The organism is Actinomadura rugatobispora, from assembly GCF_042656285.1.
Taxonomy (GTDB): domain Bacteria; phylum Actinomycetota; class Actinomycetes; order Streptosporangiales; family Streptosporangiaceae; genus Spirillospora; species Spirillospora rugatobispora.
The window spans coordinates 1-730 of sequence record NZ_JBHSON010000310.1 but is presented as its reverse complement, the minus strand read 5'-3'; the positions used below and the strand labels follow the sequence as shown (position 1 = coordinate 730).

1 protein-coding gene is annotated in these 730 nt (G+C 72.3%); it reads left to right on the top strand.

The features are described 5' to 3' along the window. Positions 1 to 271: 271 nt before the first annotated feature. On the top strand, positions 272 to 730 hold a 459-nt coding region (locus ACFPZN_RS56550; RefSeq protein WP_378293759.1), incomplete at its 3' end, for a (2Fe-2S)-binding protein.

Sequence of the window (730 nt, the reverse complement as noted above, 5' to 3'; positions counted from 1 at the left end):
CGCCGTCGCCGTCCAGCTCGACACCGACGACCGGATCGCCCGCTGCGGCATCGGCCTGTTCGGGCTCGGGCAGGCCGCACTGCGCGCCACCACCACCGAAACGCAACTGACCGGCTCCGCCGCGGGCGAGGTGAGCGCCGAGGACATCGGGCGCACCGCGATGGAGGGGATCTGCACGGGTCCGCCGATTACCGCAAACACGTCGGCGCGGCCATGGTGGCGCGCGCCTGGGAACGGGCCGTCCAGGAGGCCGGAGTGCAGGAGGCGAGCAATGCCTGAGGTCGAGATCGGGATGCGGGTCAATGGCCGGTCGCGGCGGGCGAGCGTGCCGGCCCGGCTCACCCTGGCCGACTACCTGCGCGAGGACTGCGGCCTGACCGGCACCCACCTGGGCTGCGAACACGGCGTCTGCGGCGCCTGCTCGGTCCTCATGGACGGCGAGGCCGTCCGCGCCTGCCTCGTCTTCGCCGTCCAGGCCGACGGCGCCGACATCACCACCATCGAAGGCATCGCCTCCCCCGACGGCACCCTGTCCCCCCTCCAGGACGCCTTCCGCGAACACCACGGCCTGCAATGCGGCTTCTGCACCCCCGGATTCATCGTCTCGGCCACCGCGTTCCTGCGCGAACACCCCGACCCCACCGACGACCAGATCCGCGAGGGCCTGTCAGGCAACCTGTGCCGCTGCACCGGCTACCAGGGAATCATCAACGCCGTCCGCGCCGCCGCA